The following is a 25,860-nucleotide window of genomic DNA, read 5'->3' on the forward strand; positions in this document are numbered from 1 at the left end:
GGGCCAGGAGGTCAAGGAAGGCGATCTCATCGTCGTCCTGGAGGCCATGAAGATGGAACAGCCCCTCAACGCCCACCGCTCCGGCACCGTCAAGGGCCTGAGCGCCGAGGTCGGCGCCTCCGTCACCTCCGGCGCCGTCATCTGCGACATCAAGGACTGACCGGCACACCGAGTACGGTACGAAGGGCCCGCAGGCAGCCGCCTGCGGGCCCTTCGTCGAGGGGAGGCGACTCACCAGCCATGCGAGCCGACGCACGCCGCAACCACGAACGACTGCTCACCGAAGCCCGTGTCACCTTCTCCGAGCAGGGCGCCGACGCGCCCCTTGAGGAGATCGCCCGCCGCGCGGGCGTGGGCATCGGCACCCTCTACCGCCACTTCCCCACCCGGGCCGAGCTGCTGAGCGCCGTCTTCCAGGAGGCCCTGGCGGAGCTACTGCGCCGCTCGGGAGAGCTCGCCGAGGCCGAGGAGCCGTGCCGGGCGCTCGTGGAGTGGCTGCGGGCCCTGATCGCCCACGCGGGCGAGTACCGGGGGCTCGCGCACGCGCTGATGTCCGCCTCGTACGACCGGAGTTCGGCGCTCGCCCAGTGCAGCGAACCGCTGCGCGCGGCGGGCGAGCGGCTGCTCGGGCGTGCCAGGGAGGCGGGCCAGGTGCGCGCCGACGTGTCGATCGGCGATCTGATGCAGCTGACCAACGCGATCGCGCTGGCGGCGGAGCAGTGCCCGGAGGACACGGAGCTGGCGGACCGTCTGCTCGCGCTGACGCTCCGGGGAATCAAGGACTGAGCGGGAGGCGCCGCCAGGGCGCCGGGTGTCCGGCGGGCGGCACACGGGACCCCTGGGGGAGGGTCCCTCGTGGCTGGGGGACGTCGGAACCCACGAACCGCGCCGACGGCCGGCCGGCTCAGCGGCGGCGCATGTCCGCGACCCGCGCCGTGCGCTCCAGTGTCTCGGCGGCCATCCCTCCGCCCGGTCCCCGGAACTGACCGGCCGCCATCCGGCCGCGCTGGACCGGAAGCGGCATGTCACGGCGGGGCCGGGCGCCCGGGGGGACGTGGTCTCCTCCCGTGGGGCCGGTGGCACCGCCCGTACCGGCGACGGCGATCTGTACGCCCTGGTCGGCGAGGGCCTGGAGCTCGGTGGCCGCCCGGTCGTCGTGGGCGGGCGGTTCGTCGGTCACCAGGCGGGTGATGACGTCCGTGGGCACCGTCTGGAACATGGTGTCGGAGCCGAGCTTGGTGTGGTCGGCGAGGACCACGACCTCCGCGGCCGCCTGGACGAGTGCCCGGTCCACGCTCGCGGAGAGCATGTTGGACGTGGACAGGCCGCGCTCGGCGGTCAGTCCGCTCCCGGAGAGGAAGGCGCGGGAGACCCGGAGGCCCTGGAGGGACTGCTCGGCACCGCTGCCCACGAGGGCGTAGTTGGAGCCGCGCAGGGTGCCCCCGGTCATGACGACCTCGACCCGGTTGGCATGGGCGAGGGCCTGGGCGACCAGGAGCGAGTTGGTGACCACGGTCAGACCGGGCACGCGGGCGAGCCGGCGTGCCAGCTCCTGCGTGGTCGTCCCGGCGCCGACGACGATGGCCTCGCCTTCTTCGACGAGGCTCGCGGCGACGTCGGCGATGGCCGTCTTCTCCGCGGTCGCGAGATGGGATTTCTGCGGGAAGCCGGATTCTCGCGTGAATCCGCCCGGCAACACCGCACCGCCGTGCCGGCGGTCGAGGAGTCCTTCTGCCTCAAGGGCCCGTACGTCTCTCCGTACGGTCACTTCCGAGGTCTGGACGACGCGGGCGAGCTCGCGGAGCGACACGGCCCCATTGGCTCGCACCATTTCGAGGATCAACTGGCGACGTTCTGCAGCGAACACGAAACTGACAGTAACGTGACCGGCCGATAGTTTTCAGCAGTATGCGCCGAATTGCAGAAGATGCACACAGACGGGGCCCCCAACTGATATAGGGAGCCCCGCCTTTGGCCCGACCCGCGTCAGGGCTTGCCCTGCCTTGCCGGGGGTTGTCCGAGTCGGCGAACCGTTCCCGCAGGCGGGAGCCGCACACCGGCCGGGTGTTACGCCTCGCCCGCGGACTTCCGGGTGTGCAACTGCCGTGCCACTTCCGCGATCGATCCCGACAGGGAGGGGTACACGGTGAAAGCGTTTGCGATCTGTTCGACCGTCAGATTGTTGTCGACCGCGATCGAGATCGGATGGATCAGCTCGCTCGCCTTCGGGGCGACGACACAGCCGCCGACCACGATGCCGGTGCCCGGACGGCAGAAGATCTTGACGAAGCCGTCCCGGATGCCCTGCATCTTCGCGCGCGGGTTGCGCAGCAGCGGCAGCTTGACGACCTTGGCGTCGATCTTGCCCGCGTCCACGTCGGCCTGCGTGTAGCCGACGGTGGCGATCTCGGGGTCGGTGAAGACGTTCGACGAGACCGTCTTCAGGTTGAGCGGGGCCACCGCGTCGCCGAGGAAGTGGTACATCGCGATACGGCCCTGCATGGCGGCCACCGAGGCGAGCGCGAAGACGCCGGTGACGTCACCGGCCGCGTACACGCCGGGGGCGCTCGTGCGGGAGACCCGGTCGGTCCAGATGTGACCGGAGTCCTTCAGCCTGATCCCGGCCTCCTCCAGACCCATTCCGGCCGAGTTCGGAATCGCGCCGACCGCCATCAGGCAGTGCGTGCCGGAGATGACCCGGCCGTCCGCCAGGGTGACCTCGACCCGGTCGCCGACCCGCTTGGCGGACTCGGCGCGGGAGCGGGCCATGACGTTCATGCCGCGGCGGCGGAAGACGTCCTCCAGGACGGCGGCGGCGTCCGGGTCCTCGCCCGGCAGCACCCGGTCGCGGGAGGAGACGAGGGTGACCCGGGAGCCGAGGGCCTGGTAGGCACCGGCGAACTCGGCGCCGGTGACACCGGAGCCGACCACGATGAGCTCCTCCGGGAGCTCCTTGAGGTCGTAGACCTGGGTCCAGTTCAGGATGCGCTCGCCGTCCGGCTTGGCGTCCGGCACCTCGCGCGGGTGGCCGCCCGTCGCGATCAGCACGGCGTCCGCGGTCAGCGTCTCCTCCGTGCCGTCGGCGGCGGTGACGATCACCTGGCGGGAGCCGTCCATCGCCTGCCGGCCGGAGAGCCGGCCGCGGCCGCGCAGCACCCGGGCGCCGGCCCGGGTGACGGAGGCGGTGATGTCGTGCGACTGGGCCAGCGCGAGGCGCTTCACCCGTCGGTTGACCTTGCCGAGGTCCACGCCGACGACACGGGCGGCCTGCTCCACGTGCGGGGTGTCGTCCGCGACGATGATGCCCAGCTCCTCGTAGGAGGAGTCGAAGGTGGTCATCACCTCGGCCGTGGCGATCAGGGTCTTGGAGGGGACGCAGTCGGTCAGGACGGACGCGCCGCCGAGGCCGTCGCAGTCGACGACGGTCACCTCCGCGCCGAGTTGGGCGCCCACCAGGGCCGCCTCGTATCCGCCGGGTCCGCCGCCGATGATCACGATCCGGGTCACTGGGATCTACGCCTCGCGCTCTCGTTCTGCCGGGGGGTCCCCCCGCTGGGATGCAGTGCGTACGCCATTGTCCCGCACGCTTCAAGTGCGTACCCCATTCTCCCGCACGCCCGGCGCGGTCTCACGCCGGGGCCTCCGAAGGGGGCAATCCGCCGCTCCGGCCCCCCGCGGCACCCACCCCGCGGTCCCCACCTCGGAGTTCGCCGGACACCCCGCCCCCTCCCGTACCCTCGGTCCCATGTCGCTCTACGCCGCTTTCGCCGGCAACCTCGACGCGCGGCTGATGAGCCGCCGCGCACCGCACTCCCCGCTGCGCGGCACCGGCTGGCTGAACGGCTGGCGGCTCACCTTCGGCGGAGAGCAGATGGGCTGGGAGGGAGCGCTCGCCACGATCGTGGAGGCCCCCCGCTCCCAGGTCTTCGTGGCGCTGTACGACGTCGCGCCGATGGACGAGGACTCCATGGACCGGTGGGAGGGCGTGGGGCTGGACATCTACCGCCGGATGCGGGTCCGGGTGCACACCCTGGACGGCGAGGAGCCGGCCTGGGTCTACGTCCTCAACGCCTACGAGGGCGGGCTGCCCTCCGCGCGGTATCTGGGCGAGGTCGCCGACGCCGCCGAGTCGGCGGGCGCGCCGCACGACTACGTGATGGAGTTGCGCAAGCGCCCCTGCTGACGGTGCCCGCCGGGGGTGTACGAACTGCCGACGCGCGGGACGGGGGTGAGCGTGCGCCATTCGTCGGAAACGACAAGACAACGATCGCATGTCCGTCGGCATCGTCATCTACGCGCGTAGGCAAACTCCGGATACGCTTCTGCGCGTATCAAATCCGTCCGGGGCCCGCCTCGGACCCCCCTCCCCGAGGCGAGAGAGTCAGTGAACGCAACTGCCACCCCGTACGAGGCCGCCGAGGCCGCTGCCGCACGTCTTCGCGAGCTGACCGGAGTCGAGAACCACGACGTCGCCCTGGTCATGGGCTCGGGCTGGGCGCCCGCCGTCGACGCGCTCGGAGCCCCCGAGGCCGAGTTCCCGGTCACCGACCTGCCCGGCTTCCCGCCGCCCGCCGTCGAGGGCCACGGCGGCAAGATCCGCTCGTACAAGATCGGCGAGAAGCGCGCGCTGGTCTTCCTCGGCCGCACCCACTTCTACGAGGGCCGGGGCGTCGCATCCGTCGCCCACGGCGTCCGCACGGCCGTCGCCGCCGGCTGCGAGACGATCATCCTCACCAACGGCTGCGGCGGCCTGCGCGAGGGCATGCGCCCGGGCCAGCCGGTCCTCATCAGCGACCACCTCAACCTGACGGCCGCCTCCCCGATCGTCGGCGCGAACTTCGTCGACCTCACCGACCTGTACTCGCCGCGGCTGCGCGCGCTGTGCAAGGAGGTCGACGAGACCCTCGAAGAGGGCGTCTACGTCCAGTTCCCCGGGCCGCACTACGAGACCCCGGCCGAGATCAACATGGTCCGCGTGCTCGGCGGCGACCTCGTCGGCATGTCCACCGTCCTGGAGGCCATCGCCGCGCGCGAGGCCGGCGCGGAGGTCCTCGGCATCTCCCTGGTCACCAACCTGGCGGCGGGGCTCTCGGGCGAGCCGCTGAACCACGAGGAGGTCCTCCAGGCGGGCCGCGACTCCGCGGCGCGGATGGGTGAGCTGCTGACCCGGGTCCTCGACCGGATCTGAGTCCTGACCGCGCCCCTCGCACCGCTCGGCCCCCGGGCCGAGGAGGCTTCGGGGCGCTGCGGCGGCCTCCGGCCGACGGGGTGGTCGACGACCGCCCGTCGGCCGGTCCGCCGCGCGGGGCGTCTTCCCCGCCCCGCCCCTTCCCGGACCGGGATCCCGCACCGGACCCCGCGCCTCGATCACCGTCGGGGCCGAGACGGCCGCCCGGGCGGACCGTCGGCCCGCCCGGCGTTCGAGGGGCACGGCCGCGGACCGTACGGGGTCCGGGGGCCCGCCCCCGGTTTCGGGAAGGGGTGGGGCGGGGGAAGGCTCCGCGCGGCGGCGCCTTCCCCCGCCCCACCCGCACCCACCCCTCCCCCGCCGACTCCCCGAAAGGCACACCGTGACGCAGGACGATCTCCTCGCCCAGGCCCAGGCATGGCTCGCCGAGGACCCCGACCCGGAGACCCGGGAGGAGCTGGCCGCGCTCCTCGACCGCGGCGCGACCGACGAGCTCACGGCCCGTTTCGCCGGCACCCTCCAGTTCGGCACCGCCGGGCTCCGAGGCGAGCTGGGCGCCGGGCCCATGCGGATGAACCGCTCGGTGGTCGTCCGGGCCGCCGCCGGCCTCGCCGCCTACCTCAGGGCCAAGGGCCAGGAGGGCGGCCTCGTCGTCATCGGCTACGACGCGCGCTACAAGTCCGCGGACTTCGCCCGCGACACCGCCGCCGTGATGACCGGCGCCGGGCTGCGCGCCGCGCTGCTCCCGCGCCCGCTGCCGACGCCCGTCCTCGCGTTCGCCATAAGGCATCTGGGCGCCGTCGCCGGTGTCGAGGTGACCGCCAGCCACAACCCGCCGCGCGACAACGGCTACAAGGTCTATCTGGGCGACGGCTCCCAGATCGTGCCGCCCGCCGACGCGGAGATCGCCGCCGAGATCGACGCGATCCGCTCGCTGCACGACGTGCCCCGCCCGGAGACCGGCTGGGAGACCCTCGGCGACGAGGTCCTGGAGGCGTACCTGGCGCGTACGGACGCCGTCCTGACCCCCGGCTCCCCCCGCACCGCGCGGACCGTCTACACGGCCATGCACGGCGTCGGCAAGGACGTCCTGACCGCCGCGTTCGCCCGCGCGGGCTTCCCGCCGCCGGCGCTCGTCGCCGCGCAGGCCGAGCCGGACCCGGCCTTCCCGACGGTCGCGTTCCCGAACCCGGAGGAGCCGGGCGCCATGGACCTCGCCTTCGAGGCGGCCCGGGCCGTGGACCCCGACCTGGTCATCGCCAACGACCCGGACGCCGACCGCTGCGCCGTGGCCGTGCCCGACCCGACGATCGTGGGCGGCTGGCGGATGCTCCGGGGCGACGAGGTGGGCGCGCTGCTCGCCGCGCACCTGGTGCACAAGGGCGCGACGGGTGTGTTCGCCGAGTCGATCGTGTCGTCCTCGCTGCTGGGCCGGATCGCGGAGGCCGCGGGCGTCGGGTACGAGGAGACGCTGACCGGCTTCAAGTGGATCGCCCGCGTCGAGGGCCTGCGGTACGGGTACGAGGAGGCGCTCGGCTACTGCGTCGACCCCGAGGGCGTCCGCGACAAGGACGGCATCACGGCCGCGCTGCTCGTGACCGAGCTGGCGTCGGTGCTCAAGGAGCGGGACCGGACGCTGACCGACCTGCTCGACGACCTGGCCGTCGAGCACGGGCTGCACGCCACGGACCAGCTGTCGGTGCGGGTCGAGGACCTGAGCGTCATCGCGAACGCCATGACGGCGCTGCGCGAGCGTCCGCCGGTCTCGCTGGCCGGTCTGACGGTGGTCACCGCGGAGGACCTGACGAAGGGCACGGAGTCGCTGCCCCCGACGGACGGGCTCCGCTACCACCTGGAGGGCACCTACAAGGCCCGGGTGATCGTCCGCCCGAGCGGCACCGAGCCCAAGCTCAAGTGCTACCTGGAGGTCGTGGTGCCGGTCGCCGCGGCGGTCGACCTGGCTCCGGCGCGGGCGACGGCCGCGGACGTACTCGTCTCGATCAAGCGGGACCTGTCGGCGGCCGCGGGGCTCTGAGCTCTGGGCGGCAGCCGTGAAGGGCCGGTACGGGATCTTCCGTACCGGCCCTTCCGTGTGTTCCCGCCCCGTTCACCCGTTCACCCGTCCGGGTGAGGTCGGCGCGGGGCGTCGTCATGCGCGCCGGGGTGCGTCAGCCCGTCGCCATCAGGATCACGAGGAGCAGCAGCCCGGCCACGGCGGGGCCGACGATCTCGTACGCCCAGCGCACCCGCGCCTCGCCCTGCGCGCCCGGGGTCCCCCCGCGGCGCTCGGCCAGCTCGCGCAGATCGGCGACGGTCTGGTCGGTGGGCGCGGTCCGTGAGGCGCTGTCCCGGACGTTGGCGGACACCGAGGTACGGCCGTGCGGGTCGTCCTGGGAGGCGCGGGCGGCCTTGCGGGCGGCCCTCTTGCGCTGGCGCAGCGAGACGGGCACGGCCCACAGCTGGTACTTCGTGCCGTCCTGGGTGAAGACCTCGCTGGAGTAGCCGGCGCGGACGTCGGCGACCGACGCCCAGGGCAGCGTGATCGACCGGAACGGGTTGCGGATCCGGAGCCGGTCGTCGTTCGCGTACACGGCGGGCCGGATCGTGAAGGCGACGATCAGCGGCACAGCGAGGACGAGACCCGCGAGCGCGAGCCAGGGCGACCGGCCCTCGCCGCGGAACATCACGTCACCGGCGAACAGGGCCGCGAGGATCAGCAGGAACACCCCGCTCGCGATCCCGAGCGGCGACCGGAAGACCCGGTCGGGGGACTGCTTCCCTGCGGACGGCTGCTCGGGGGTCGACTCGCGGCTCGGCTCGTGGCTGGGCTCGGGGGTCGGCTCGGGGGTCGTCATGGGGCCGATTGTGCCTCAGCGGGCCGGTGGAGACTCAGGCGCCCCGCGTGGCCACCAGATCCGCGTACAGAATGATGTTGTCGGGGCGGTGGCCGTCGACCAGTTCGCCGCCGCAGGTGACGAGGCGCAGCTCCGGGCGCTCGGTGTCGCCGTACACCTTGGACGTCGGGAAGGTGTCCTTGTCGACCTGCTCCAGCTCCCTGACCCGGAAGACCGCGGCGGTGCCGTCGGCCCGGGTCACGGTGATCTCGTCGCCGATCCGGACCTTGGACACGTTCTTCAGTACGGCGGGGCCGCGGACGGTGTCGAAGTGCCCGATGAGGACGGCCGGGCCGGTCTGACCGGGCGTGACGCCCTTGTCGTACCAGCCGATGCGCTCGGCGTCCGCGACCGAGGGCACCTCGACGGTGCCGTCGGCGGCGAGCCCGAGCTCCAGGACGGGCCCGGTGGGCCCGGTGTCCACCCCGGCGGCGGGCACCTGGACGCGGACGGGCAGGGAGCGGGCGAGCGGTGTGACGGGCGCGGCGCTCGCGGTCGGGGCGGGCGCGGCGGTGGCCGCGGAGATCCGCGGGGGCGGGGTGACGGGCTCGGGCCCGGAGGCCGTCGAACAGCCGGTGAGCGCGGCGAGGGCCACCAGGAGGAGGACGGAGGCGGTACGGGTACGGGTTGGGGCGGCGGTTCACGGGCGGGCTCCGGACGGGCCAGCCGGCTTCGCGGCGCCCGGCGCGGCGGCGGCCGACGGGGCGGCGGCCGGGCCGTCGGCGGCGAAGGCGGCTCCGGCGGTGAGGGCCGGGGCGGTGATCGCGACACCCGTGACGAGGGCGACGGCGATGGCGGCGCGAAGGGCGGTGCGCATAACGACTCCTGTGAATTCAGGCAGTTGGATGGGAGAGTCGCATGCCGCTTTTTCTCGGTCCGACTGTTTCCGGTGAGGTCCGGCTGGCTGCAGGAAGAAATCTATTGATCTTGTATTCAGGACTTGTCCACTCCATGTCACGGCCTGTGACAGGGGTCACCACAGTGGCGGACGGGGCCCCTGGCACGGGTCACCACGCCGACCGCCCGCCTGTGACCTCGGGCTCTGCGAAGCCGGTCCCCTGTACAGGTCGCTACGCGCGTAGATATGCTCGACTGGTGACCATGCCCACCACTGCATCCGCAGCATCCGCATTCGCCGACGTGACCGCGTCCGACGGTGCGCTGCGCCGCTTCCTCCACGGGCTGCCCGGCGTCGACGCCGTCGGCCTGGAGGCGCGCGCCGCGTCCCTCGGCACCCGCTCGATCAAGACCACGTCCAAGGCGTACGCCATCGACCTGGCCATTTCCATGATCGACCTGACGACGCTCGAAGGCGCGGACACCCCGGGCAAGGTCCGGGCGCTCGCCGCCAAGGCCGTCCGTCCCGATCCGACCGACCGCACGACCCCGACGACCGCCGCCGTCTGCGTCTATCCGGACATGGTGGCCACCGCCAAGGCCACCCTCGCGGGCTCCGGCGTCAAGGTCGCCTCGGTCGCGACCGCCTTCCCGGCCGGCCGCGCCGCGCTCCCGGTGAAGCTCGCCGACACGGCGGACGCCATCGCGGCGGGCGCCGACGAGATCGACATGGTCATCGACCGTGGCGCCTTCCTCGCCGGCCACTACCTCCAGGTCTTCGAGCAGATCGCCGCGATCAAGGCCGAGTGCGGTGACCGCGCCCGCCTCAAGGTGATCTTCGAGACCGGCGAGCTGTCCACGTACGACAACATCCGCCGCGCCTCCTGGCTCGGCATGATGGCCGGCGCGGACTTCATCAAGACCTCGACCGGCAAGGTCGCGGTCAACGCCACCCCGGCCAACACGCTCCTCATGCTGGAGGCCGTGCGCGACTTCCGCGCCCAGACCGGCGTGCAGATCGGCGTGAAGCCGGCCGGCGGCATCCGCAACACCAAGGAAGCCATCAAGTTCCTGGTCCTCGTCAACGAGACCGTGGGCGAGGACTGGCTGGACAACCACTGGTTCCGCTTCGGCGCTTCCAGCCTGCTCAACGACCTGCTGATGCAGCGCCAGAAGCTGGCGACCGGCCGTTACTCCGGCCCCGATTACGTGACGGTGGACTGATCAACATGGCATCTGCATTCGAGTACGCACCGGCGCCCGAGTCCCGGTCCGTCGTCGACATCGCCCCCAACTACGGCCTGTTCATCGACGGCGAGTTCGTCGAGGCGGCCGACGGCAAGGTCTTCAAGACCGTCTCCCCGTCCTCCGAGGAGGTCCTCTCCGAGATCGCCCAGGCGGGCGCCGAGGACGTCGACCGTGCGGTGAAGGCGGCGCGGAAGGCCTTCGAGAAGTGGTCGGCGCTGCCCGGCTCCGAGCGCGCCAAGTACCTCTTCCGCATCGCCCGGATCATCCAGGAGCGCAGCCGTGAGCTGGCCGTCCTGGAGACCCTGGACAACGGCAAGCCGATCAAGGAGACCCGCGACGCGGACCTCCCCCTGGTCGCCGCGCACTTCTTCTACTACGCGGGCTGGGCCGACAAGCTCGACCACGCGGGCTACGGGGCGAACCCGAAGCCGCTGGGCGTGGCCGGTCAGGTCATCCCGTGGAACTTCCCGCTGCTGATGCTGGCGTGGAAGATCGCCCCGGCGCTCGCGACCGGCAACACGGTCGTCCTGAAGCCGGCCGAGACGACCCCGCTGACCGCCCTGTTCTTCGCGGACATCTGCCGCCAGGCCGGGCTGCCGAAGGGCGTCGTCAACATCCTTCCCGGGTACGGGGAGACGGGCGCCGCGCTCGTCGCGCACCCGGACGTGAACAAGGTCGCCTTCACCGGTTCGACCGCCGTCGGCAAGGCCATCGCCCGGTCGATCGCGGGCACGGACAAGAAGGCCACCCTGGAGCTGGGCGGCAAGGGCGCGAACATCGTCTTCGACGACGCCCCCATCGACCAGGCCGTCGAGGGCATCGTCAACGGCATCTTCTTCAACCAGGGCCAGGTCTGCTGCGCGGGCTCGCGCCTCCTCGTCCAGGAGTCGATCCAGGACGAGCTGCTCGACTCGCTCAAGCGCCGGCTGAACACCCTGCGCCTCGGCGACCCGCTGGACAAGAACACCGACATCGGCGCCATCAACTCCTCGGAGCAGCTGGCCCGCATCACCTCGCTGGTGGCGCAGGGCGAGGCGGAGGGCGCCGAGCGCTGGACCGCGGCCTGCGACATCCCCGAGGCCGGTTACTGGTTCGCCCCGACGCTCTTCACGAACGTCACGCAGGCGCACACGGTCGCCCGCGACGAGATCTTCGGCCCGGTCCTGTCGGTGCTGACCTTCCGTACGCCCGACGAGGCGGTCGCGAAGGCCAACAACAGCCAGTACGGACTGTCCGCCGGCATCTGGTCGGAGAAGGGCTCCCGCATCCTCGCGGTCGCCAACAAGCTCCGCGCGGGTGTCGTCTGGGCCAACACGTTCAACAAGTTCGACCCGACCTCGCCGTTCGGCGGATACAAGGAGTCGGGCTTCGGCCGCGAGGGCGGCCGTCACGGTCTGGAGGCCTACCTCGATGTCTGAATCGGCGACGCGGCTGAGCGTCTTCAAGACCTACAAGCTGTACGTCGGGGGCAAGTTCCCCCGCTCCGAGAGCGGCCGGGTGTACGAGGTGACGGACTCCAAGGGCAAGTGGCTGGCGAACGTACCGCTGTCCTCCCGCAAGGACGCCCGTGACGCGGTCGTCGCCGCCCGCAAGGCCTTCGGCGGCTGGGCCGGTGCCACCGCGTACAACCGCGGCCAGGTCCTCTACCGCGTCGCCGAGATGCTGGAGGGCCGCCGGGACCAGTTCGTCCGCGAGGTCGCCGAGGCGGAGGGCCTGTCGAAGTCGAAGGCGGCCGTCGTCGTCGACGCGGCGATCGACCGCTGGGTCTGGTACGCGGGCTGGACGGACAAGATCGCCCAGGTCGTCGGCGGTGCCAACCCGGTGGCGGGCCCGTACTTCAACCTCTCCACGCCCGAGCCGACCGGTGTCGTCACGGTCGTGGCCCCGCAGGACTCGTCCTTCCTCGGGCTGATCTCCGTGATCGCCCCGGTGATCGCGACGGGCAACACGGCGGTCGTGATCGCCTCGGAGAAGTCCCCGCTCCCCGCCCTCTCCCTGGGCGAGGTGCTCGCGACCTCCGACCTGCCGGGCGGTGTCGTGAACATCCTCTCCGGCAAGGCCTCCGAGATGGGCCCGCACCTGGCGGCCCACCAGGACGTCAACGCGATCGACCTGACGGGCGCGACCGAGGGCGACCTCGCCCGCGACCTGGAGATCGCGGCGGCGGACAACCTGAAGCGCGTCCTGCGCCCGCGCACCGAGGACTTCGCGGAGTCCCCGGGCACGGACCGCATGACCGCGTTCCTGGAGACGAAGACGGTCTGGCACCCGACGGGTTCGCTGGGCGCGAGCGGCTCCGCGTACTAGTACCGAAACATCGGACGGCCCCTCAGGTGCACGCACCCAGGGGGCCGTTCCCCGTTTTCGCGCCTCCTCCGGCCCTTGCCCCGCGGAGCCGGTCGACCGCAAGATCCAGTGGTGATCGATCTCGGAGGGGACATGAAGGGACGGGTCGGTACGTCATGAGTGGACTGATCAAGGGGGACAACGCCTACGTCCCGACGGTGCCGCTGCGCGTCGCCGTACGGAACGGTGTCGACGTCGCGGCGCTGCTGGTGACGGAGCAGGGCAGGGTGCGGGGGGACGGGGACATCGTGTTCCACGGCGCTCCCGTCCATCCGTCGGGCGCCGTGGTGCTGACCGAGGGCGAGGACGGCACGGTGTGGCTGGAGACCGGCCTCACGGCGATCGAGGAGGCGGTCTCCCGTGTGCTCGTCGTCGCGTCGACGGAGAACGGCGCGCTGCGGGACGTGGACGGACTGTCCGTGGAGGCGTTCGCGCCGGACGGCACCGCGGTCGTGCGGTACGCCGTGACCGACGCCGGCGGCGAGACGGCGATGGTGCTCGCCGAGCTGTACCGGCGGGCGGGCGGCTGGAAGTTCCGCGCGGTGGGCCAGGGTTACCTGGACGGCCTCGAAGGGCTGGCCGTGGACCACGGCGTGGACGTGGCGGACGAGGCCCCGGCCGCCGTACCGGCCCCGGCCGCGTCACCGGCCCCGGCCCCGGCCCCAACCCCGACGCCGGACTCTGCCCCGGCCTCTGGCCCTGCCACGTCACCGGGCCCCGCGCCGGCTGACGCACCGGCCCCCGGCCAGTTCCCGACCGTCGTCCAGGGCCCGCCCCTCGTCCAGGCCCCGCCGGCCGTCCAGGCCCCGTCGGCCTTCGAAGCGCCACCGGCCGTCCAGGCCCCGGGCCCTGTGTACGCCCGGCCGACCGTCCACCCCCAGCCGGGTGGCCCGGCCTTCGCGCCGCCTCCCGGTCCCGCCCCTCTCGGGACGGTTCCCCTGCCGGTGCCGGAGCCGAGCCCGCCGGCGTGGACGTTCGGGTCCGTCTTCGAGCCGCGCGAGCTCAGCGGCCGACAGAACGACGTCATCAGCGAGGAGGGCCTTCCGCCCGGCCCGGTGCTGGTCGAACTCGCCGTCGACAGTGACGGTTACACCGGCCTGTGGCCCCTCGACCGGTTCAACAAGGAGGGCAGCAGCCTGGTCAACAGCACGCGGGACAACTTCCGGGGCCGCCTGCTCACCGACGTCCCCAAAAACGGGCGGCTGCGCCTGAAGCTGAGGGCGGACGGACCCTGGCGGATGCGGATCCTGCCGCTGTCGGAGGCCCGGCTCCTGGCGGAGGACACCCTGGAGTGCGAGGGCCCGGACGTCCTGCTGCACACCGGAGGGACGGCCGACGCCGCCTTCCACTACCGCGGCGACAGCAACTTCATCGTCTACCTCTACGAGCTGGCGGACCACGACGACCCCACCACCCTGCCCGAGCCCGGGTCGACCCGCGTCAACGAGATCGGCAGGCGCCAGGAGACCGTGCCGCTGCCCGAGGGCCCCCTGCTCGTCCATCTGATGCGGGCGGACGGTCCGTGGCGGGCGCGTCTGAAGCACCTGGAGCCGCACAGCGGCTGGGTGAGCGGCGGATGGGCGCAGGGCGCGGGCACCCCGGTGAAGCAGCCCGAGCTCCGCAGGGCGCAGGGCTGGCTCCGGCGGCGCGGGCGCTGAGCCTCCGCCCGCCGTCCCCCGCTCCCCCACCTCCCGGCCCCGTCAAGGAAGCAGGGCCCCGGATCGACGGCTCCGCTACGGAAGCGGATCCCGGTTCAACGGCCCCGTTACGGAAGCAGGCCCTGGGTCAGCGGTCCCGCCACCGGCAGATCGGCCACCGCGCCGCCCTTGGTGAGGTGGTCGGTCACCAGATTGGTGCCCACCGGCTTGAAGTCGGAGACCTGGGTGCCGAGGCCGTTGTCGAGCGGGTCGACGCCGGTGTTGGCCAGCGGGTCGAGCTGAAGCCGGGTCAGCGGCCCCAGGCCCTGCGTGACGCCGGACAGCGCGCCCGCGCCGGCCGCTCCGGCGTCCGTCCTGGTCAGCGAGTCGACGGGCAGCGGCACCGGGGCCGCGGCCTGGGCCGCGGCACCCGCTCCGAGCATCGCCGCACCCGCCGCCGTGACGGTGAGACCGGCCTTGAGCAGGGCGCTGCGGCGGGGGTTGCGGGGTTCTGCGTGACGCGCCATGACGATCCTTCCGAGGGGTGAGCGAGCGGACACCGACAGTAGTTGAGGTGTGATGCTCGATACCAACGGGCTTCCTCGGGGGTCCCCTGCACGGGGGAATGGTTCACACTGGTGTCCCGTGAGTTCCCTACCGATTCCGACCCGTGTCGTCCTGCTCGCGGGCCCCTCCGGCTCCGGCAAGTCGTCCCTCGCCGCCGTCGCCGGCCTCCCGGTCCTGCGCCTCGACGACTTCTACAAGGAAGCCGACGATCCGTCCCTCCCTCTCGTCGAGGGCAGCGCGGACATCGACTGGGACTCCCCACTGTCCTGGGACGCGGACGCCGCCGTGGCCGCCGTCGTCGAGCTGTGCCGTACGGGGCGGACGGACGTCCCCGTGTACGACATCGCCACCAGTTCCCGGGTCGGCCGTGAGCGGCTCGACATCGAGCGGACGCCGCTCTTCGTGGCGGAGGGGATCTTCGCCGCGGAGATCGTGAACCGCTGCCGTGAGCTGGACGTGCTGGCCGACGCGATCTGTCTGCGGGGCCGTCCCTCGACGACGTTCCGCCGGCGGCTCGCCCGCGACCTCCGCGAGGGCCGCAAGTCGGTGCCGTTCCTGCTGCGCCGCGGCTGGCGCCTGATGCGCGCCGAGCGCGCGATCGTGGCCCGGCAGGCCGCGCTGGGCGCGCACCCCTGCGCCAAACCGGAGGCCCTGGGCCGCCTGGCCGCCGCGGCGGCGGGCCGCCACCGCACACCGGCGACGAACCGGTAAAGACGAACGGGTAAACACGACGCGGGTCGTACAAGCCCCCCGGCTTGTGCGACCCGCACCGTTTTCCCCGTACCCCCGTACGGTCCCCCCTTGTTCCCCCGTGCTCCCCCTGCGGGCCCCGTTTCCCCCGTGGGCCCTTGTGGGTCTTTCCCCCCGCCTTCAGGCCACCAGCTCGCCGAAGGACTCCTCCTCGTCACGGCCGAAGCTGAGCACCTCGTCCTCGCGCAGCCGCCGCAGCGACCGCCAGATGCTCGACTTCACCGTGCCGACACTGATGTCCAGGATCTCCGCGATCTCCGGATCGGTCCGGCCCTCGTAGTAGCGCAGCACCAGCATCGTCCGCTGGAGCTCGGGCAGCCGGGCGAGGGCCTGCCACAGCACCGCGCGCAGCTCCGTGCCGCGCATCGCGTCCGTCTCGCCCACCGTCTCCGGGAGCTCCTCGGTCGGGTACTCGTTGAGCTTGCGCCGGCGCCAGGCGCTGATGTGCAGGTTGGTCATGGTGCGGCGGAGGTATCCGCCGACCGCGGCCTTGTCGCTGATCCGCTCCCAGGCGCGGTACGTGGAGAACAGCGCGCTCTGGAGGAGGTCCTCGGCCTCGAAACGGTCACCGGTGAGGTGGTAGGCGGTGGCGTACAGGGAGGCACGACGCTCCTGGACGTAAGCCGTGAACTCGGCTTCCGAGCAGTTGCGCTCCCCCGTGACCTCCCCGTACGCCGCTCCCCCGTCAGCAATGGCGACCATGTACGGCGCCTTGCGCTGACGCCCGACGCTGCGAACGCACCCCCGCCCGTTCACCGCGCCGGACTTCTCCGTGCTCCGTACGACGTCGTGGAGACGCGTGACTACTGCGCTTGAGGTGGTGCTGTGCAGTGCGTTCATCTCGCGCCCCCCGTCGGTTGGAGTGTGTTTCGGTCCGTGTGCCAAGAAGCTTGCCCATCGGACTTCATGGCGTTGTCCGCCGACTGTCACAGGCGTGTCACAGGGCCCCTCGCAGAAGCGAGCCTCCCAGCGGTCGAACTCGGACGGCCGAATGCGACAGAATGTTGCCCGTGCCTTTTCTGTTGCTGATCGAGGACGACGACGCCATCCGCACGGCCCTCGAACTCTCCCTGTCGCGGCAGGGCCACCGGGTGGCCACTGCCGCGACCGGTGAGGACGGCCTCCAGCTGTTGCGCGAGCAGCGGCCGGACCTGGTCGTGCTCGACGTCATGCTGCCCGGCATCGACGGCTTCGAGGTCTGCCGGCGCATCCGCCGCACGGACCAGTTGCCGATCATTCTGCTGACCGCGCGCAGTGACGACATCGACGTGGTCGTGGGCCTGGAGTCCGGAGCCGACGACTATGTCGTCAAGCCGGTGCAGGGCCGCGTCCTCGACGCCCGGATCCGGGCCGTACTGCGGCGCGGTGAGCGGGAGTCGACGGACTCGGCGACCTACGGGTCCCTCGTGATCGACCGTTCCGCGATGACGGTCACCAAGAACGGCGAGGACCTCCAACTCACCCCGACCGAGCTGCGGCTGCTCCTGGAGCTGAGCCGCCGGCCCGGACAGGCGCTCTCCCGGCAGCAGTTGCTGCGACTCGTGTGGGAGCACGACTACCTGGGCGACTCGCGGCTCGTCGACGCCTGTGTGCAGCGGCTGCGCGCCAAGGTGGAGGACGTCCCGTCCTCGCCGACGCTCATCCGTACCGTGCGCGGGGTCGGCTACCGGCTGGACGTCCCTGCGTGAGCAAAGGGATCCTCACGCGGCTGCGCCTTTCGAGCCTCCGGCTGCGTCTTGTCGTCGTCTTCGCCCTCGTCGCGCTCACCGCTGCCGTCTCCGCCTCCGGCATCGCGTACTGGCTGAACCGTGAGGCGGTGCTGACGCGTACCCAGGACGGGGCGCTCAACGACTTCCGCCAGGAGATGCAGAACCGGGCGGCGACGCTGCCGCTGCGGCCCACCCAGGACGATCTGCGGCGGACCGCCGAGCAGATGGCGACCGGCAGCGCCGACTACCAGGTGCTGCTGCTGGGTGAGCGGGCGGCGGGCAAGCCGATCGTCGGCGCCTCCGACCCGGACGACTTCACCCTGGCCGACGTGCCGCGCTCGCTGATGGTCGCGGTGGACACGGAGCGGCCGGTGACGGAGGCCAACCCGTACCCGTACCACCTGTTCTGGCAGCGTACGGAGCGGAACGGGACGCCGTACCTGGTCGGCGGGACGCGGATCGACGGCGGTGGACCCGCCGGCTACATGTTCAAGTCGCTGGCCGCGGAGAAGGCCGACCTGAACTCGCTCGCCTGGTCGCTGGGGATCGCCACCGCGCTCGCGGTGGCCGGCTCGGTGCTGCTCGCGCAGGTCGCGGCGACGACCGTGCTGCGTCCGGTGCACCGGCTCGGGGAGGCCGCCAAGCAGCTCGGCGAGGGCAAGTTCGACACCCGGCTCCGGGTCACCGGCGCCGACGAACTGGCCGATCTCACCCGCACCTTCAACAGCGCGGCCGAGTCCCTGCAGAAGAAGGTCGCGGACATGAGCGCCCGGGAGGAGTCCTCCCGCCGGTTCGTGGCCGACATGTCGCACGAGCTGCGGACCCCGCTGACCGCGCTCACCGCCGTCACCGAGGTCCTGGAGGACGAGCAGGACTCCCTCGACCCGATGATCGCCCCCGCGGTGGCGCTGGTGGTCAGCGAGACCCACCGTCTCAACAACCTGGTGGAGAACCTGATGGAGGTGACCCGCTTCGACGCGGGCACCGCGCGGCTCGTCCTCGACGAGGTGGACATCGCCGACCAGATCACCGCGTGCATCGACGCGCGGGCCTGGCTGGACGCGGTCGACCTGGACGCCGAGCGCGGGATCGTGGCACCGCTCGACCCGCGCCGCCTCGACGTGATCCTGGCGAACCTGATCGGGAACGCGCTGAAGCACGGCGGTTCGCCGGTCCGGGTCTCGGTGCGCACCGAGGACGACGAACTGGTCATCGCGGTACGGGACCACGGCCCCGGCATCCCCGAGGAGGTGCTGCCGCATGTCTTCGACCGCTTCTACAAGGCGAGCGCGTCGCGGCCGCGGTCCGACGGCAGCGGTCTCGGTCTGTCGATCGCGATGGAGAACGCGCTGATCCACGGCGGTTCGATCACCGCCGCCAACTCGGTCGGCGAGGACGGGGCGGTGGACGGCGCGGTGTTCGTGCTGCGGCTGCCGCTGGACGCGTCGGGGATCACGCGCGAGGTGCAGACCCGCAGCAGCCAGGGCGAGGTGGAGGAAGCGTGAGGCGCCGCACCTTCGGGCGTACGGCCGGTACGGGAGCCCTGGTGGCCGCCGCGCTCACCGCGCTGGTCACCGGCTGCGGGATCAGGACCACCTCGGTTCCGGTGGACGCGGGCGCGGCCCCGTCGCGGGTGCCGTGCAGCGTGACCGAGGACGGGGCGACGGGGGCGCCGGCGCAGGGCGTCCCGGTCCGGGTGTTCCTGGTCTGCGGTTCCCAGCTGGAGGCGGTGGACCGGCGTACGCCGCTGCCGGAGGAGAAGGCGGGCGGCGACCCGGTGCGCACGGCGAACGGGCTGCTCGCGCAGCTGCTCGCCGAGCCCTCGGGGAGCGAGAAGGAGGCCGGCTTCACGACGGCGGTGCGCGGGCCGCTGGTGGTGAGCGGCGGCCGCCGGGTCGACCCGGCGGGCACGCTGCGGCTGAGCCGCCAGCCGGAGGACCTGGCGCCGACGGCCCTGTCCCAGCTGGTCTGCACGTTCGCGGCGAGTTCGGCGGGCGCGGGCGAGCACACGGTGCTGCTCGGCGGCCCGGGAGCGTACGCCCCGAAGCGCTACCGCTGCACGACGGAGCTGCGTGAACGCCCCGAGTCGACGCCGCCGACGGCGCCCGCGCCGACGGCGGGCTGAGGGCGCCCGCCCCGCCCTCCGGGAGGACCGCCCGCACGGCGGGGCCGGGGGCGGAGGTTCCGGTCTCGCGGGGTCCGTCCCGTCCCGGCGGAACCGATTCCGCCGCCGCGGGCGTCTTGGGGGGCGTGCAGCGTCAAGGTTCGGGCGGCAGTGCCGCCGTGGTCGTCCGCGTGGCGGGGTTCGTCCTCGTCCTCACGCATCTGCTGCTCGTCGCCTGGGTCAGCCTGCGCCCACGGGACGTGGCCTGGGTGACCGCGCCGAACATCGTCCCGCTGAACGGCCTCCGGGCCGATCTCGCCCTCGGCACCGTCGAGGCCGCCCGGCTGATCGGCGAGGGGCTGCTGCTCCTCGCACCGCTCGGGGTGCTGCTGCCGATGGCCGACGGACGCCTCCATGTGTCCCGGTGGGCCTCGCTGGCCCGTACGACCGCCGCCGGGGCCCTGGTGTCGCTCGCCGTGGAACTGCTGCAGACCGCCGTACCGGGTCAGGTCGTGGACGTGGACTCGGTCCTCCTGAACACCGCCGGGGTGGCGCTCGCCCATCTCCTCTTCGTCCCCGCGGGACGGACCTGGCTGCGTCGCAGGTCGGACGCGGGGCGGTCGGACTCCACCGTGGGTACCGTGCCGGGTCGGGGTTCCGCCCTGCTGCGGAACGAGGCGTCTCAGGGTGCGACCCCGACGATTACCAGGGTTCCGATCGCCCGGTAGACCGACGCCCCGGACCCCCGTCCGGGGGCAGTATGGAGTCATCGGGAGCCCGACGGAGCGGCTCCCGGACCGACTCCGAAGGAGCCCACCATGGCCGCACTGACCCGCCCCCGTGACGGACGCGTGATCGGCGGAGTGTGCGCGGGCCTGGCCCGGCGCTTCGGCATCTCCTCGAACACGATGCGTCTGATCTTCCTGGTCTCGTGCCTGCTGCCCGGCCCGCAGTTCCTGATCTACATCGGCCTGTGGATCTTCATGCCGGACGAGCGGAAGGCCACCACGGCCTGGTAGTCACCGCCGCGAACGACCCACGCCGAAGGGGCGCGTGCCCGGGAGACCGGGTGCGCGCCCCTTCGGCGTACGGAGAGCCTGGTACGGCCCCCGGGGGTCAGCCGAGCGGCAGGCCCTGCAGCGGCAGACCGCCGAGGAGGCCGCCCAGCGGGGTGGCGCCGAGGCCACCGGCGGCGGCGTCGAGCGGGAGGCTCTGGGTGGCCTGGCCGGCGGCGGCCGGGAGGGTCTTCACACCCTGGTCGAGGCCCTGGCCGAGGGCGCCCTGGCCGGCACCGAGGGACTCGGCGGCGCCGTCGGGGAGCTTGGTGAGGTCGTCACCCACCGGCACGGTCTGGGTGACCAGGCCGAGCGCGTCGGGGGTGGCGGGCACGGCCGGGGCGGCGGAGGCCGTGCCGGCGGCGGCAGCGGCGAAAGCGGCACCGAGAGCGGCGACACCGAGCTTCTTGGCGGCAGACTGCTTCATCTGAAAATCTTCCTTGGGGAATCCGGGGGCTTCCGGGAAAGCCGGGCGGGGAAATCCTGGGAATGCAGAGCGGCTCTGCAACCTAACCAGTGAACGACCCCTCCGCAAACACCGGAAAGCGGCCGGGTGTCGCGCTTTCCCGGCCGCTCCGTTCCCCGTGACGGGGTGCTGTTCAGCCCGCCGTGCGGGAAGACTCCCTGGTCGTGGCGGTCTGCTGGAACAGCCATTCGGACTTCAGCTCGGCATATCCGGGCTTGATGACCTCGTTGATCATGGCCAGGCGTTCATCGAAAGGAATGAACGCTGATTTCATCGCATTGACAGTGAACCACTGCATGTCGTCGAGCGTGTAATCGAATGCCTCGGTCAGGAGCTCGAATTCCCGGCTCATGCTGGTCCCGCTCATGAGCCGGTTGTCGGTGTTGACCGTGGCCCGGAAGTGCAGCTTGCGGAGCAGACCGATGGGGTGCTCGGCGAACGAGGCGGCGGCGCCGGTCTGGAGGTTGGAGGAGGGGCACATCTCCAGCGGGATCCGCTTGTCGCGGACGTAGGCGGCGAGCCGGCCGAGGCGCACCGAGCCGTCGTCGGCGACCTCGATGTCGTCGATGATCCGGACGCCGTGCCCGAGCCGGTCGGCGCCGCACCACTGGAGCGCCTGCCAGATCGAGGGCAGCCCGAAGGCCTCGCCCGCGTGGATGGTGAAGTGGTTGTTCTCCCGCTTGAGGTACTCGAAGGCGTCGAGGTGACGGGTGGGCGGGTAGCCGGCCTCGGCGCCCGCGATGTCGAAGCCGACGACACCGGAGTCGCGGTAGCGGTTGGCGAGTTCGGCGATCTCCAGGGCGCGCGCGGCGTGCCGCATGGCGGTGAGCAGGGCGCCGACCCGGATGCGGTGACCGTTCTCCCTGGCCTGCCGCTCACCCTCCCGGAAGCCCTCGTTGACGGCCTCCACGACCTCTTCGAGGGTGAGGCCGGACTCCAGGTGCTGCTCCGGGGCGTAGCGCACCTCCGCGTACACGACGCCGTCCTCCGCGAGGTCGACGGCGCACTCCGCGGCGACGCGGAAGAGGGCGTCACGGGTCTGCATGACGGCGCAGGTGTGCGCGAAGGTCTCCAGGTAGCGCTCCAGGGACCCGGAGTCCGCGGCTTCGCGGAACCAGAGGCCGAGCTTGTCGGGCTCCGCCTCGGGGAGCTGCCGATAGCCCTGCTCCCGGGCGAGTTCGATGATCGTGCCGGGGCGCAGTCCGCCGTCGAGGTGGTCGTGGAGAAGCACCTTCGGGGCACGACGGATCTGGTCCGCGGTGGGGACGCTGGGGGTCTGGCTCGTCATTTCCGCACTCTAGCCCCTACGCGCGTAGAGCGCGCCTTGTGGCGCCGTGTCCGTCCCGGGGTATTTCGGATGCGTCCCGGAAACGCGAACACCTAGCGTGAGCCCATGACTTCCGCGACTTCCTCGGCCGAACTGCGGCGTATCCACGGTTCCCTGTCCGCCTTCCACCGACGTCAGGCGGGCCGGGTCGTCGACTTCCCCGGGGGTTTCGCCGCCCTCGACGACCTGTACACGCATTCCCGGGGCAACAACCACGTGCTGGTCGACGGCGAGACCGCCCCCGGGGCCCTGCCCGCGCGGGCCGAGGAACTGCTCGGCCATCTCCCGTACCGGCTCGTGTACGTCGTCGACGACGAGGTCGCGGCCGCCTGCCGGGGCCCGCTGGAGCGAGCCGGTTACACCCACACGGCCATCTACCTCATGCGGCACACCGGCCCCGTCCCGGCGCACGGCGGGGCTCGGCCGGTGGGTCTGGAGGAGCTGCGCGCACCGGCCGCGGCGGCCTGGCGCCGCTTCGTGCCGGGGGTGACCGACGAGGAGGTCCACCACCTGGTGGAGCGGCGGGCCGCCCGGCTCCGGGCCGCCGAGGACGTACGGTTCCTCGCCGTGCGCACCGAGGACGGCGAGGTGGCCTCGTGGGCCGACCTGTATCTCGACCCGTCGACCGGGGTCGCCCGCATCGAGGACCTGGTCACCGCCGAGAAGCACCTCGGACAGGGCCACGCGGGACGGGTCATCGACACGGCGCTGCACCTGGCGGCCGAGGCCGGCTGCGATCTCCGCTTCCTGAGCGCGAACGCGGCGAACTGGCCGCACCGCTGGTACGGGCGGAAGGGCTTCGCCGTCGCCGACACCCTCCACTACTTCCAGAAGGTGTAGCCCGATGCCGAACCCCGTGCACCCGCCCAAGCCCCGGCCCGGCGACAAGGTCGCGATCGTCTCTCCCTCGGGCGGTCTGCCCGGGCTCCTCCCGCTGCCCTACGAGTTGGGGCTCGACCGGCTGCGGGAGGAGTTCGGTCTGGTCCCCGTCGAGTACCCGACCACCCGCACCTGGGGCTCCACGCCCCGGGAGCGCGCGGCCGATCTGAACGCCGCGTTCGCCGACCCGGAGATCAAGGCCGTCATCGCGAGCATCGGCGGCGAGGACCAGATCACCGTGCTCCCACATCTGGACCGGGAGTTGATCCGCGCCCACCCGAAGCCGTTCTTCGGGTACAGCGACAACACCAACCTCCTGCTCTTCCTCCGGAACCTCGGTGTCGTGAGCTATCACGGCGGCTCGGTGATGGTGGAGCTCGGCAGGCCCGGGGCGCTCCACCCGCTGACGGCCCGCTCACTGCGGGCCGCGCTGCTCGGCTCCGGCCCGTACGAGCTGACGCCGTCGGCGGACGTCGGCGAGGTCGACAGGCCGTGGGAGGCGCCGGAGACCTTCGCGAGCGAACCGTCCATGGAGCCGGGCGAGGGCTGGTTCTGGCACAACGCCGACCGGGTGGTCACCGGCATCGGCTGGGGCGGCTGCCTGGAGATCCTGGCCTGGATGCTGATGGCCGACCGGGAGATCCGGCCGGTCGAGGAGTACGCCGGGCAGGTGCTCTTCCTGGAGACCTCCGAGGAGATGCCGGGCGCCGACGAGGTGTACCGGATCCTGCGGAACATGGGGGAGCGCGGGCTGCTGCGGCAGTTCCCGGCCGTCCTGGTGGCCCGGGCCAAGAGCTGGAGCTTCGGGCAGCCGCTGGAGAAGCCGGCCGGGGCCGCGTACCGCGAGGCCCAACGCGAGGCGGTGCTGAAGGCGTTGGGCGAGTACGCGCCCGAGGCCCTGGCGGTCTTCGACGTCGGCTTCGGGCACACCGACCCGCAGCAGGTGCTCCCCTGCGGCGGCCCGATCCGCGTCGACGGCCCCGCCCGCCGCATCACCGTCACCTACTGATTCCGGCCGAACGGCGGTGCCCCGCCGGGCGATACGTAACAGAGACCGCGCGTACGACTGGCGTACACCTCCGATTCTGAGACTGTTCTGTCATGGCGCACTTCGCACTCGTGGGGCCGCCCGACGCCCGGAGACCCCGGCTCGGTCGGCCTGTTGGAGGTTCCCGCACGTCGGCGGTGGGCGGCGTGGTGCTGCTGCTGCCGGACGGCGAGCCGGTGTCGGGGCGGCGCGCCTCCGCGCTGGCCCACGCGGCCGTGCTGCCGCTCGGACGCTCTCTCGTCCGGGCCGGCCGGGCCGAGGGCCTCGTCGCCCATGTGGTGCGCTACCGGGGGCGCGGCTGGAACGGCGCCGACGCGAATCTCGCGGAGGACGCCTCCTGGGCGATCGCCGAGGCCGTACGCCGCTACGGCGACGTGCCCGTCTGTCTCGTCGGCCACGGGCTCGGCGGCCGGGCGGCGCTGCGGGCCGCCGGGCACGGCGCGGTGAGCGCGGTCCTGGCGCTCGCCCCCTGGCTGCCGGAGCACGACATGGCGGCGGAGCCGGAGGCCGTACGGCAGCTGGTGGGGCGCCGGGTGCTGCTCGTCCACGGCACGAACGACGCCCGGACGGACCCCGAACTGTCGTTCCGGTTCGCCGAACGGGCCAAGAAGGCCAACCGGGACACCTGCCGGTTCGAGGTGCACTCGGACGGCCACGCTCTGCGTCAGTACGCGGCCGAGGTGCAGGCCCTCGCCGCCGACTTCGTCCTCGGCGCGCTCTTCGCCCGCCCGGTCACCCGCCCGGTGACCGACGCGATGGCCGCTCCCCCGCCGCTGGGCCTGCGGATGCCGCTCGCGGCGGGCTTCAGGGCATCACTCCGACGGTGAGGGTCCTTCGGGCCGCGAGGGGTCCTTCGGCAGCAGATGGCCCCTGCGGCTCAGCAGGAACTTCTTGAAGGCGGCCACCGGGGCCGTGTCCGGGTGGCCGTCCAGCCAGGCGACACCGATCTCGCGGACCGCGCGCGGGGCGGTGACGGTGAGTTCGACGACGCCGGGGCGCGGGACGGCCGGCGGGGGCAGCAGGGCGACGCCGAGACCGGCCGCGACCAGGCCGCGCAGGGTCTCGGCCTCCTCGCCCTCGAAGGCGACCCTGGGCTTGAACCCGGCCTCCGCGCAGAGGTCGTCGGTGATGCGGCGGAGCCCGTACCCCGGTTCCAGGGTCACGAAGGTCTCGTCGGCGGCCTCGGCGAGGCGGACGCGCTTGCGGCCCGCGAGCCGGTGGTCGTCGGGGACGACGAGCCGGAGCCGCTGTTCGTCGAGGCGCCGGGCGACCAGGTCGGGGGCGTCGGGCACCGGGGAGGTCAGGCAGAGGTCGAGGTCGCCCGCCCTGAGCCGTTCGATCATCGCCTCGCCGTAGTTCTGGACGAGGGTGAAGCGGATCCGCGGATGGTCGACGCGGAAGGCGCGGATGAGGCCGGGGACGGTCTCGGAGCCCATGGTGTGGAGGAAGCCGAAGGCGACGCGGCCCGCGGTGGGGTCGGCGTCGGCGCGTACGGTGTCGGCGGCCCGTTCCACCTCGGCGAGCGCCCGCTCGGCGGCGGTGAGGAAGCGCCGCCCGGCCGGGGTGAGGGAGACCGTGCGGCCGCGGCGGGCGAAGAGGGTGACGCCCAGGTCCTGTTCGAGCCTGACCATCGCCCGGGAGAGCGTGGACTGCGGGACGCCCATCTCGGCCGCGGCCCTGGTCACATGCTCGTGCCGGGCGACGGCGGCGAAGTACGCGAGCCGCGGCGCGAGCAGCAGTCCCATGTCTTCTTCGTTACTGTTCGGTGACAGCCGAGGCTGTGACCTGTACTCATGCACCATGGG

The 25,860-nt window shown here is 72.5% G+C and carries 28 protein-coding genes; 18 read left to right on the plus strand and 10 right to left on the minus strand.

Translation table 11 applies throughout. The features are described from left to right. Both ACH4MY_RS30185 and ACH4MY_RS30190 read left to right on the plus strand, forming a co-directional pair. On the plus strand, positions 1-160 hold a 160-nt coding region (locus ACH4MY_RS30185; RefSeq protein ID WP_398007095.1), incomplete at its 5' end, for an acetyl-CoA carboxylase biotin carboxyl carrier protein subunit. An 80-nt stretch (positions 161-240) separates the two neighbouring features. After that, the gene (locus ACH4MY_RS30190) at positions 241-786 is read left to right on the plus strand and encodes a TetR/AcrR family transcriptional regulator (RefSeq protein WP_398006897.1); all 546 of its coding nucleotides are present in this window, start codon (positions 241-243) and stop codon (positions 784-786) included. Positions 787-904: 118 nt separating this feature from the next. Here ACH4MY_RS30190 and ACH4MY_RS30195 read toward each other — a convergent pair whose 3' ends face one another. Together ACH4MY_RS30195 and ACH4MY_RS30200 are read right to left on the minus strand one after the other, a co-directional pair. After that, complete coding sequence (locus ACH4MY_RS30195; RefSeq protein ID WP_398007097.1) at positions 905-1,831, minus strand: DeoR/GlpR family DNA-binding transcription regulator; 927 nt, start codon at positions 1,829-1,831, stop codon at positions 905-907. A gap of 236 nt (positions 1,832-2,067) precedes the next feature. Beyond that, the gene (locus ACH4MY_RS30200) at positions 2,068-3,507 is read right to left on the minus strand and encodes an NAD(P)H-quinone dehydrogenase (RefSeq protein WP_398006898.1); all 1,440 of its coding nucleotides are present in this window, start codon (positions 3,505-3,507) and stop codon (positions 2,068-2,070) included. Positions 3,508-3,745: 238 nt separating this feature from the next. Here ACH4MY_RS30200 and ACH4MY_RS30205 point away from each other — a divergent pair, with 238 nt between their 5' ends. The 3 genes from ACH4MY_RS30205 to ACH4MY_RS30215 all read left to right on the plus strand — a co-directional run bounded on the left by ACH4MY_RS30205 (position 3,746) and on the right by ACH4MY_RS30215 (position 7,223). Further along, positions 3,746-4,183 (plus strand): gamma-glutamylcyclotransferase, encoded by a 438-nt coding sequence (locus ACH4MY_RS30205; protein ID WP_366036145.1) that lies wholly within the window; start codon positions 3,746-3,748, stop codon positions 4,181-4,183. Positions 4,184-4,384: 201 nt separating this feature from the next. Beyond that, positions 4,385-5,188 (plus strand): purine-nucleoside phosphorylase, encoded by an 804-nt coding sequence (locus ACH4MY_RS30210; protein WP_398006899.1) that lies wholly within the window; start codon positions 4,385-4,387, stop codon positions 5,186-5,188. A 382-nt stretch (positions 5,189-5,570) separates the two neighbouring features. Beyond that, on the plus strand, positions 5,571-7,223 hold the full coding sequence (locus ACH4MY_RS30215) for a phospho-sugar mutase (protein ID WP_398006900.1): 1,653 nt from the start codon (positions 5,571-5,573) through the stop codon (positions 7,221-7,223). A 133-nt stretch (positions 7,224-7,356) separates the two neighbouring features. Here ACH4MY_RS30215 and ACH4MY_RS30220 read toward each other — a convergent pair whose 3' ends face one another. From ACH4MY_RS30220 to ACH4MY_RS30230, 3 genes are read right to left on the minus strand one after another with little or no spacing between them, the layout of a single operon-like run. Beyond that, positions 7,357-8,043, minus strand: coding sequence for a PH domain-containing protein (locus ACH4MY_RS30220; protein ID WP_398006901.1), 687 nt, complete (start codon positions 8,041-8,043; stop codon positions 7,357-7,359). Between the two features lie 34 nt (positions 8,044-8,077). After that, positions 8,078-8,680: a class F sortase gene (locus ACH4MY_RS30225; protein WP_398007099.1), complete on the minus strand. Its 603-nt coding sequence runs from the start codon at positions 8,678-8,680 to the stop codon at positions 8,078-8,080. A 42-nt stretch (positions 8,681-8,722) separates the two neighbouring features. Further along, positions 8,723-8,899: a hypothetical protein gene (locus tag ACH4MY_RS30230; RefSeq protein ID WP_398006902.1), complete on the minus strand. Its 177-nt coding sequence runs from the start codon at positions 8,897-8,899 to the stop codon at positions 8,723-8,725. A gap of 284 nt (positions 8,900-9,183) precedes the next feature. Between ACH4MY_RS30230 and deoC the strand changes: the two genes are divergently transcribed. The 4 genes from deoC (at position 9,184) to ACH4MY_RS30250 (ending at position 14,171) form a co-directional block, all read left to right on the plus strand. Next, entirely contained in the window at positions 9,184-10,143 is a 960-nt protein-coding gene (gene deoC, locus ACH4MY_RS30235; protein WP_189832824.1) for a deoxyribose-phosphate aldolase, read from the plus strand. Between the two features lie 5 nt (positions 10,144-10,148). Further along, positions 10,149-11,585 carry an aldehyde dehydrogenase family protein gene (locus ACH4MY_RS30240; RefSeq protein ID WP_398006903.1) on the plus strand — a complete coding sequence of 479 codons (1,437 nt, stop codon included), beginning with the start codon at positions 10,149-10,151 and terminating at the stop codon, positions 11,583-11,585. After that, positions 11,578-12,474, plus strand: a complete 897-nt coding sequence (locus tag ACH4MY_RS30245) for an aldehyde dehydrogenase family protein (protein ID WP_398006904.1) — start codon at positions 11,578-11,580, stop codon at positions 12,472-12,474. The genes ACH4MY_RS30240 and ACH4MY_RS30245 overlap by 8 nt, the downstream gene beginning before the upstream one ends. 155 nt (positions 12,475-12,629) lie before the next feature. Next, positions 12,630-14,171 (plus strand): TerD family protein, encoded by a 1,542-nt coding sequence (locus ACH4MY_RS30250; protein ID WP_398006905.1) that lies wholly within the window; start codon positions 12,630-12,632, stop codon positions 14,169-14,171. A gap of 107 nt (positions 14,172-14,278) precedes the next feature. Here the strand turns inward: ACH4MY_RS30250 and ACH4MY_RS30255 are convergent, their stop codons facing one another. Next, entirely contained in the window at positions 14,279-14,677 is a 399-nt protein-coding gene (locus ACH4MY_RS30255; protein WP_398006906.1) for a hypothetical protein, read from the minus strand. Between the two features lie 52 nt (positions 14,678-14,729). Here ACH4MY_RS30255 and ACH4MY_RS30260 point away from each other — a divergent pair, with 52 nt between their 5' ends. Further along, positions 14,730-15,428 carry a uridine kinase gene (locus tag ACH4MY_RS30260; RefSeq protein WP_398006907.1) on the plus strand — a complete coding sequence of 233 codons (699 nt, stop codon included), beginning with the start codon at positions 14,730-14,732 and terminating at the stop codon, positions 15,426-15,428. Between the two features lie 159 nt (positions 15,429-15,587). On the opposite strand, the gene ACH4MY_RS30265 is transcribed toward ACH4MY_RS30260, so the two are convergent. Continuing rightward, positions 15,588-16,307 carry a SigE family RNA polymerase sigma factor gene (locus ACH4MY_RS30265; protein WP_030318346.1) on the minus strand — a complete coding sequence of 240 codons (720 nt, stop codon included), beginning with the start codon at positions 16,305-16,307 and terminating at the stop codon, positions 15,588-15,590. A 170-nt stretch (positions 16,308-16,477) separates the two neighbouring features. Here ACH4MY_RS30265 and afsQ1 point away from each other — a divergent pair, with 170 nt between their 5' ends. From afsQ1 to ACH4MY_RS30290, 5 genes are all read left to right on the plus strand, one after another. After that, positions 16,478-17,155 (plus strand): two-component system response regulator AfsQ1, encoded by a 678-nt coding sequence (gene afsQ1, locus ACH4MY_RS30270; RefSeq protein ID WP_017239746.1) that lies wholly within the window; start codon positions 16,478-16,480, stop codon positions 17,153-17,155. After that, a complete protein-coding gene (locus tag ACH4MY_RS30275) occupies positions 17,152-18,681 on the plus strand; it encodes an ATP-binding protein (RefSeq protein WP_398006908.1) in 1,530 nt (509 codons plus the stop codon). The genes afsQ1 and ACH4MY_RS30275 overlap by 4 nt, the downstream gene beginning before the upstream one ends. Continuing rightward, a complete protein-coding gene (locus ACH4MY_RS30280) occupies positions 18,678-19,301 on the plus strand; it encodes a hypothetical protein (protein ID WP_398006909.1) in 624 nt (207 codons plus the stop codon). The genes ACH4MY_RS30275 and ACH4MY_RS30280 overlap by 4 nt, the downstream gene beginning before the upstream one ends. Positions 19,302-19,426: 125 nt before the next feature. Next, complete coding sequence (locus ACH4MY_RS30285; protein ID WP_398006910.1) at positions 19,427-20,008, plus strand: VanZ family protein; 582 nt, start codon at positions 19,427-19,429, stop codon at positions 20,006-20,008. A gap of 90 nt (positions 20,009-20,098) precedes the next feature. Continuing rightward, on the plus strand, positions 20,099-20,299 hold the full coding sequence (locus tag ACH4MY_RS30290) for a PspC domain-containing protein (RefSeq protein ID WP_398006911.1): 201 nt from the start codon (positions 20,099-20,101) through the stop codon (positions 20,297-20,299). A 97-nt stretch (positions 20,300-20,396) separates the two neighbouring features. Here the strand turns inward: ACH4MY_RS30290 and ACH4MY_RS30295 are convergent, their stop codons facing one another. Together ACH4MY_RS30295 and ACH4MY_RS30300 are read right to left on the minus strand one after the other, a co-directional pair. After that, positions 20,397-20,762 (minus strand): hypothetical protein, encoded by a 366-nt coding sequence (locus ACH4MY_RS30295; RefSeq protein ID WP_398006912.1) that lies wholly within the window; start codon positions 20,760-20,762, stop codon positions 20,397-20,399. A 172-nt stretch (positions 20,763-20,934) separates the two neighbouring features. Continuing rightward, entirely contained in the window at positions 20,935-22,089 is a 1,155-nt protein-coding gene (locus ACH4MY_RS30300; protein ID WP_398006913.1) for an adenosine deaminase, read from the minus strand. Between the two features lie 105 nt (positions 22,090-22,194). Here ACH4MY_RS30300 and ACH4MY_RS30305 point away from each other — a divergent pair, with 105 nt between their 5' ends. From ACH4MY_RS30305 to ACH4MY_RS30315, 3 genes are all read left to right on the plus strand, one after another. Continuing rightward, entirely contained in the window at positions 22,195-22,968 is a 774-nt protein-coding gene (locus ACH4MY_RS30305; protein ID WP_398006914.1) for a GNAT family N-acetyltransferase, read from the plus strand. Between the two features lie 4 nt (positions 22,969-22,972). Then, positions 22,973-24,016, plus strand: coding sequence for a S66 peptidase family protein (locus tag ACH4MY_RS30310; protein ID WP_398006915.1), 1,044 nt, complete (start codon positions 22,973-22,975; stop codon positions 24,014-24,016). A 92-nt stretch (positions 24,017-24,108) separates the two neighbouring features. Further along, on the plus strand, positions 24,109-24,882 hold the full coding sequence (locus ACH4MY_RS30315) for an alpha/beta hydrolase (protein ID WP_398006916.1): 774 nt from the start codon (positions 24,109-24,111) through the stop codon (positions 24,880-24,882). Here ACH4MY_RS30315 and ACH4MY_RS30320 read toward each other — a convergent pair. Next, positions 24,868-25,857 carry a LysR family transcriptional regulator gene (locus ACH4MY_RS30320; RefSeq protein ID WP_398006917.1) on the minus strand — a complete coding sequence of 330 codons (990 nt, stop codon included), beginning with the start codon at positions 25,855-25,857 and terminating at the stop codon, positions 24,868-24,870. The genes ACH4MY_RS30315 and ACH4MY_RS30320 overlap by 15 nt on opposite strands. Positions 25,858-25,860 lie beyond the last annotated feature (3 nt).

This window comes from Streptomyces sp. NPDC017246 (genome assembly GCF_044331325.1).
Lineage (GTDB): Bacteria > Actinomycetota > Actinomycetes > Streptomycetales > Streptomycetaceae > Streptomyces.